General features: G+C 69.4%; 7 protein-coding genes. All 7 read right to left on the bottom strand.

Going from position 1 to position 6,737, the window contains the following annotated elements:
- A partial coding sequence (locus AC27VN_RS28695) for a metal-sulfur cluster assembly factor (RefSeq protein WP_490878732.1) occupies nt 1–182 on the bottom strand: 182 nt, incomplete at its 3' end.
- An 11-nt stretch (nt 183–193) separates the two neighbouring features.
- A complete protein-coding gene (gene paaC, locus AC27VN_RS28690; RefSeq protein ID WP_208512265.1) occupies nt 194–973 on the bottom strand; it encodes a 1,2-phenylacetyl-CoA epoxidase subunit PaaC in 780 nt (259 codons plus the stop codon).
- A gap of 10 nt (nt 974–983) precedes the next feature.
- On the bottom strand, nt 984–1,280 hold the full coding sequence (paaB, locus tag AC27VN_RS28685) for a 1,2-phenylacetyl-CoA epoxidase subunit PaaB (RefSeq protein WP_057593738.1): 297 nt from the start codon (nt 1,278–1,280) through the stop codon (nt 984–986).
- On the bottom strand, nt 1,277–2,284 hold the full coding sequence (paaA, locus tag AC27VN_RS28680) for a 1,2-phenylacetyl-CoA epoxidase subunit PaaA (protein WP_057593739.1): 1,008 nt from the start codon (nt 2,282–2,284) through the stop codon (nt 1,277–1,279). The genes paaB and paaA overlap by 4 nt, the downstream gene beginning before the upstream one ends.
- Nucleotides 2,285–2,325: 41 nt before the next feature.
- Nucleotides 2,326–4,791, bottom strand: a complete 2,466-nt coding sequence (locus AC27VN_RS28675; protein WP_490878731.1) for a penicillin acylase family protein — start codon at nt 4,789–4,791, stop codon at nt 2,326–2,328.
- Nucleotides 4,792–4,822: 31 nt separating this feature from the next.
- The gene (gene paaK / locus AC27VN_RS28670; RefSeq protein ID WP_093351760.1) at nt 4,823–6,133 is read right to left on the bottom strand and encodes a phenylacetate--CoA ligase PaaK; all 1,311 of its coding nucleotides are present in this window, start codon (nt 6,131–6,133) and stop codon (nt 4,823–4,825) included.
- Nucleotides 6,134–6,161: 28 nt separating this feature from the next.
- Nucleotides 6,162–6,602, bottom strand: coding sequence for a hydroxyphenylacetyl-CoA thioesterase PaaI (gene paaI, locus AC27VN_RS28665; RefSeq protein WP_057593742.1), 441 nt, complete (start codon nt 6,600–6,602; stop codon nt 6,162–6,164).
- Nucleotides 6,603–6,737 lie beyond the last annotated feature (135 nt).

Raw genomic sequence — 6,737 nt, 5'->3', positions numbered from 1 at the left:
TGCTCGATGGCCTCGGTCGCGGGGCAGCCCGAATAGGTCGGCGTCAGCACCACCTCGAGGCCGTCGTCGTGCTCGATCACGTCGCGCACGATGCCGAGGTCGCAGACCGACACGGCCGGCACCTCGGGGTCGGGCACCGAGTGCAGCACCTCCCAGGCGGCGTCGATGCGCGAGGCGGCCATGGTGTCGGCAGTCACCACACGCCCCCGGGGAAGGCGCGCTGCAGGTGCTGCATCTCGGCCAGGATGTAGCCCATGTGCTCGCTGTGCACGCCCTGCTTGCCGGTGCTGCGGAACTTGGCCTCGGCCGGCGCGGCCAGGCCGGCGGCGTCGAGCACCTGCTGCATCTCGGCGAACCACGGCTCGCGCAGTTCGTTCCAGGCCGGGCCCAGGCCGCTGGCGCTGGCTTCGCGGTCGATGGCGTCGGCCTCGAACAGCTCGGGCATGTAGAGCCAGGCCTGCTTGAGCGCGGCCTCGGTGCGGCGGCGCGATTCCTCGGTGCCGTCGCCCAGGCGCACCACCCAGTCGGCCGAGTGCTGCTGGTGGTAGCGCGCTTCCTTCAGCGCCTTGCCGGCGATGGCGGCCACTTCCTCGTCGCTCGAGCTCGCCAGCCGTTGCCACAGCAGCTTGAGCAGGGTGGCGATCATGGTGTTGCGCACCACCGAGAAGGCGAAGTCGCCGCGCGGCAGCTCGACCAGCGTGAGGTTGAAGTAGTCGCGTTCCTCGCGCAGGTAGGCGAGCTGGTCCTCGTCGTGCTCGCGGCCGGCGCCTTCCAGCTTGCCGGCGTGGGTGAGCAGCGCGCGCGCCTGGCCCACGAGGTCGAGCGCGATGTTGGCCATCGCGATGTCCTCCTCGAGCACGGGCGCGTGGCCGCACCACTCGCCCAGGCGCTGGGCCAGCACCAGGCAGGTGTCGCCGATGCGCAGCAGGTACTGCACGGCGGGCGTGCGGTTCAGTTCGATCGATGCTTGCATGGCCGGCCGCTCACATGTGGTCGACGGACTTGGGCAGCGCGTAGAAGGTCGGGTGGCGGTAGACCTTGTCCTCGGCGGGATCGAAGTACATGTCCTTGTCGCCCGGATCGCTCGCGACGATCTGCTCGGAGCGCACCACCCAGATGCTGCAGCCTTCCTGGCGCCGCGTGTAGACGTCGCGCGCCATCTGGATCGCCATCTTCGAGTCGGCGGCATGCAGGCTGCCGCAGTGCTTGTGGTCCAGGCCGGCCTTGCTGCGCACGAACACCTCCCACAGGGGCCATTCTTGTTTCTGTTCGACGGTCATGCCGCCTCCTTCATCGGTTGCTTGTTGGCATGGGCGAGTGCGGCTTCGCGCACCCAGGCGCCGTCTTCCCAGGCGTCGACACGGGCCTGCAGGCGTTCGCGGTTGCAGGGGCCGTCGCCGCCGATCACGCGCCAGAACTCGCTCCAGTCGATGGTGCCGAAGTCGTGCGCCTGGCGTTCCTCGTTCCACTTGAGGTCGGGGTCGGGCAGGGTCACGCCGAGGATGGCCGCCTGCTCGACGGTGGCGTCGATGAACTTCTGGCGCAGCTCGTCGTTGCTGAAGCGCTTGATGCCCCAGCGCATCGACTGCGCCGAGTTGGGCGACTGGTCGTCGGGCGGGCCGAACATCATGATCGAGGGCCACCACCAGCGGTTGACCGCGTCCTGCACCATCGCCTTCTGCGCGTCGGTGCCGTGGGTCATCATGGTCAGCAGCGCCTCGTAGCCCTGGCGCTGGTGGAAGCTCTCCTCGCGGCAGATGCGGATCATGGCGCGCGCATAGGGCGCGTAGGAGCAGCGGCAGATCGGTACCTGGTTCATGATGGCCGCGCCATCGACCAGCCAGCCGATGGTGCCCATGTCGGCCCAGGTCAGCGTGGGGTAGTTGAAGATCGAGCTGTACTTGGCCTTGCCGGTGTGCAGCGCGTCGAACATCTGGTCGCGCGAGGTGCCCAGCGTCTCGGCGGCGGCATAGAGGTAGAGGCCGTGGCCGCCCTCGTCCTGCACCTTGGCCAGCAGGATCGCCTTGCGCTTGAGCGTGGGCGCGCGGCTGATCCAGTTGCCCTCGGGCAGCATGCCGACGATCTCCGAGTGCGCGTGCTGGCTGATCTGGCGCACCAGCGTCTTGCGGTAGTGATCGGGCATCCAGTCCTTGGCCTCGATGAAGTCGCCGGCGTCGATGCGCGCGTCGAAGCGTTCCTCGAGCCGCAACTCGTCGGCCGAGCGCAGGGCCTTCTTGCCGTCGCCGGCGTCCTTGCCCATGGTGTCCATGGCTTGTGTGTACATCGCGGTTCTCCTTGAGAGGTGAAGAGGTCGTCGATCGGTGGTCAGTAGCTCAGCTGCTTCGTGGACTGCGCGCGGCGGTCCACGTCGGCCGGTGTCAGGGCCTCGCTCTTGCAGCCGAAATCCTTGAACAGCGCCATCTGGTCGGCGTAGTGGGGCGACTTGCGGCCGTCGGGTCCGACGAAGCCGCTCTGGCCCGGCGGGGCGGCGGTGCACAGCACGACGCCCTTGGCGCCGAGCACCACCTTGTCGTTCTGCGTGCCGCGGTTCATGTAGCTCGGCAGGGTCAGCTGCTCGTCGGCCCCGGCCTGCGGCGCGCCGATGAAGTTGCTGGTGAGGAACACATGCTTCGTCACCGGCGTGCGCCACTTGGCGGTGTCGCTGCCGTAGCGCTTGTCGAGCTCGGCCACGGCCTGCGCGAGCGTGGCGCGCAGCACGGCGTTCTTGTCCTCGCCGTTGAAGAAGTCGTAGCGCTGCGGCACGCCGGCCTTGGGGCCGAGCAGCGCGTTGTAGACCAGCTTCAGGCCGTTGCCCGGGCGGATGCTGGCCACCTGCGTCTCGCCGGCATAGCCGGTGCCCGCATAGGCCGCGAACACCTCGGGCGGCAGGTCGTCGGCCAGCACCTTGCGGTAGAGGATCGGCAGCCACGCTGTCATCAGCGTGGTGGCCGGGCTGTCGTAGACGCCGCGCTCGGCCGGGTCCTCGTTGAGCATGTTCCAGTCCGCCAGCAGCTGGGCCGCGCGGCGCGCCGGGTCGGCGGCCGGCAGGCCGCGCGTCGCCTCGAGGGCGAAGGGCACGAGGTAGCGCGCGTTGGTGTCGGCGTAGGCAGTGGTGCGGTTGAGCGCCCAGAGTTCGTCGGGCGTGAGCCGGGGCTTGGCCTCGAGCCGCGCCGTGAACTCGTGCACCCGGTCGACCACCGAGTAGTTGCCGCCGTCGCTGACCGCGCCCGGTGCCGACTGGTTGTTCCAGTTGGCGACGTAGCCCTGCGCCGGGTTGAAGGTCTTCGGGTCCTCGCTGAAGGGGCGGATGCCGAGCCATTCCATCGAGCCGTCGCCCACGGCGGGCAGGCGGACGTCCTGCGTGGCCGGGCGGATCGGCAGCCGGCCCGGCGAGACGTAGCCGATGTTGCCGGCGGTGTCGGCGTAGTACCAGTTGATGGTGATGGCCACGCGCGAGGCCTGTGCCAGCCACTGCTCCCAGTTCTGCGCGCGCATCGCGTGGATCCAGCCCAGCAGCGACTCGAGTTCGTAGCCGTCCCAGCTGCGCTTCATCGAATACGCGGTGCCGTTGGGCAGGTCGAAGTTGGTCACGGTGCCGTGCACGGTGGCGTAGACGTCCAGGCTCTGGTCGGGCTGGCCCTTGACCTTGATGAGCTCGGTGCGCTTGCTCATGGCGCGCATCGCGCCGTTGAAGCGGTACTGGTAGGGGTTGGCCGGGTCCAGCTTCTCCTGGTACATGTCGTTCACGTCGAGCGGGCCGGCGGTGGCGCCCCAGGCGATCTTGCCGTTGGTACCGAACAGCACCACGGGATGCGCGAACGGCGTGTTGCCGGTCACGTCGAAGCCGGCGCCGTGCAGGCCGATGCCGAACACGTACGAGGGATTGAACCAGTTGAACTGCGGACCGTTGATGAAGACGGTGCTGCCGTCGGTGGTCTTGTTCGGGCCGGCGATCCAGAGGTTGCTGGCGATCGGGCGGGTCCAGGGCTCGGCCACGCCGCGCCGCGCGGCATCGATCTCGTTGCGCGCGACCAGCAGCTCGGGCGAGACCGGCGCCAGCGCCGCGCGATGGGCGGCGTGCGCATCGTCGGCGGCGCCCTGCACCACGGCCTTGGGACGCGGCACGGTGGTGGGCGCGAGCGGGTCTTCCACCCAGCGGATCTGGTCGAACAGCTGGCGGCCGGCCTCGTCGCCGCGCGCCTTGCGCAGCTGCTCGAGCAGGCGCAGGTTGGCGAGCTCGCTGCTCACGTTCGAGTAGCGGTTGGCCATGGTGCCGACCCAGATCATCGCCACGTCGTAGCCGGTCCAGTCGGCCTTCGGACGGAAGCCCGCATCGGCGAACTGCTTGGGCAGCAGGGTGGCCGGCGCGGCCAGCACTTCGTTCACGCGCGCATTGAAGCCGGCGGCATAGCCGTCGAAGATGGCCTTGTCGTCGCTCGACAGGCGCGCCATCTGCGCGCGGATCGAGGCGGGATCGAAGCTGGCGCGGCTGCCCTTGTCGAGCGCGACATAGGCCGGGCCCATCACTTCGGCGACGGTGCCCAGCACGGCGCGGCGCGCCATCTCCATCTGGAACAGGCGGTCCTCGGCGACGGCGTAGCCGAAGCCGTGGAACAGGCCGCGCACGTCGTTGGCATAGACGTGCGGCACGCCGTAGTCGTCGCGCTTGATCGTGACCTTGCCGGCCGGGGGCATGACCGCGCCGGTGGCCGGGGCGGTGGAGTTGGCGGCGCAGCCGGCCAGCGCCACCAGGGCGCAGGCGAGGGCGATCGATCGGAAATTCAGTGTCATCGGTGGCGGTTCGGGGGTAAGCGGCGGCGCCTCAGCGCGGGCGGTTGTCGACCACGCGACGGGCCTTGCCGGTCTGCGTGCGTTCCATCTCGTTCGGGGCATGCACCACCACGCGGGTGGAGATGCCGACCAGCGTCTTCACACGGTGCTGCACCCAGCCGGCGATGGCCGCGCGGTCGGCCGCGGCGGCTTCGTTCGGCGCGAGCTCGCAGTGCACCTCGACCTGGTCGAGCAGGCCTTCGCGGCTCACGTGCACCTGGTAGAGGCCGGTGAGGGCGCCGTGCGCGAGCACGATCTCCTCCACCTGCGTGGGGAACACGTTCACGCCGCGGATGATCATCATGTCGTCGCTGCGCCCGACGATCTTGCCCATGCGGCGGAAGGCGCGCGAGGTGGGCGGCAAGAGGCGCGTGAGGTCGCGCGTGCGGTAGCGGATGATCGGCATCGCTTCCTTGCTCAGCGAGGTGAAGACCAGCTCGCCTTCCTCGCCGTCGGCCTTCAGTTCGCCGGTCTCGGGATCGATGATCTCGGGATAGAAGTGGTCTTCCCAGATCACCGGGCCGTCCTTGCTCTCCACGCATTCGCTGGCCACGCCCGGGCCCATGACTTCGCTCAGGCCGTAGATGTCGACCGCGTCGATGCCGGCCTTGGCCTCGATGTCGCGGCGCATGGCCTCGGTCCAGGGCTCGGCGCCGAAGATGCCGATGCGCAGCGAGCTGTCCTTGGCGTCCAGGCCCAGGCGCTCGAACTGCTCGATGATCACCTGCATGTAGCTCGGCGTGACCATGATGATGTCGGGCCGGAAGTCCTGGATCAGCTGCACCTGCTTCTCGGTCTGGCCGCCCGACATCGGGACCACGGTGCAGCCCGCGCGCTCGGCGCCGTAGTGCGCGCCCAGGCCGCCGGTGAACAGGCCGTAGCCGTAGGCGATGTGGATCAGGTCGCCGGCGCGGCCGCCCGCGGCGCGGATCGAGCGCGCGACCAGGTCGGCCCAGGTGTCGATGTCCTTCTTCGTGTAGCCCACCACGGTCGGCTTGCCGGTGGTGCCCGACGAGGCATGGATGCGCGCGACCTGCTGGCGCGGCACCGCGAACATGCCGAAGGGGTAGTTGTCGCGCAGGTCGCTCTTGACCGTGAACGGGAATTTCGCGAGGTCGGCCAGCGTCTTGAGATCGCCCGGCTGCACGCCCTTGGCGTCGAAGGCCTGGCGGTAGTGCGGCACGTTGTCGTAGGCGCGCTGCAGCGTGTCGCGCAGGCGCTGCACCTGCAGCGCGGTGATCTCGTCGCGGCTCGCGGTCTCGATCGGTTCGAGATCGCCGGGGGCGGGGCGGGGTGCTGGCATGACGGGGTCCTCGTTTTTTTCGTTCGGTTCAGGCGGCGACGGCGGGGCGGCCCTTGGCGGTGTAGGAGCGGCCGCGGAAGATCGCGACGCGCTCGCCGCGCTGGTTGGTGATCTCGGTGTCGTAGACGCCGGTGCGGCCGGCCTTCGAGACCTCGAAGCAGCGCGCGGTCAGCAGGTCGCCTTCGCGCGCCGGGGCGATGAAGTCGATCGCGAAGCCCGAGGCCACGGTCAGCTCGTTGTAGGAGTTGCAGGCGAAGGCGAAGGTGGAATCGGCCAGCGTGGCCATGAAGCCGCCGTGGCAGATCGCATGGCCGTTGAGCATGTCGGGGCGCACGCGCATCTCGATCGTGGCCTGGCCCGGGCCGACCTCCACGATGCGCATGCCCAGGCCCTTGGAGGCGTTGTCGTTGGCGAACATGCCGTCGCGCACGTATTCGGCGGTCTGTTGCGGGGTGCGTTCGGTGCTCATGGCTCAGCGGTCCTTGAAGACGGGGGCGCGCTTGGCGCGGAAGGCCTCGACACCTTCGCGGTAGTCGTCGGCGGCGCCGAGCTCGCGCTGCAGGCGGGCCTCCTCGGCCAAGGCGGTGTCGAGGTCCATGGTCTG

Source organism: Variovorax sp. 20P10.2.4 (genome assembly GCF_058244205.1).
Note: the sequence above shows the minus strand (reverse complement) of the source record. Positions and strands in the feature narration are given on the sequence as shown.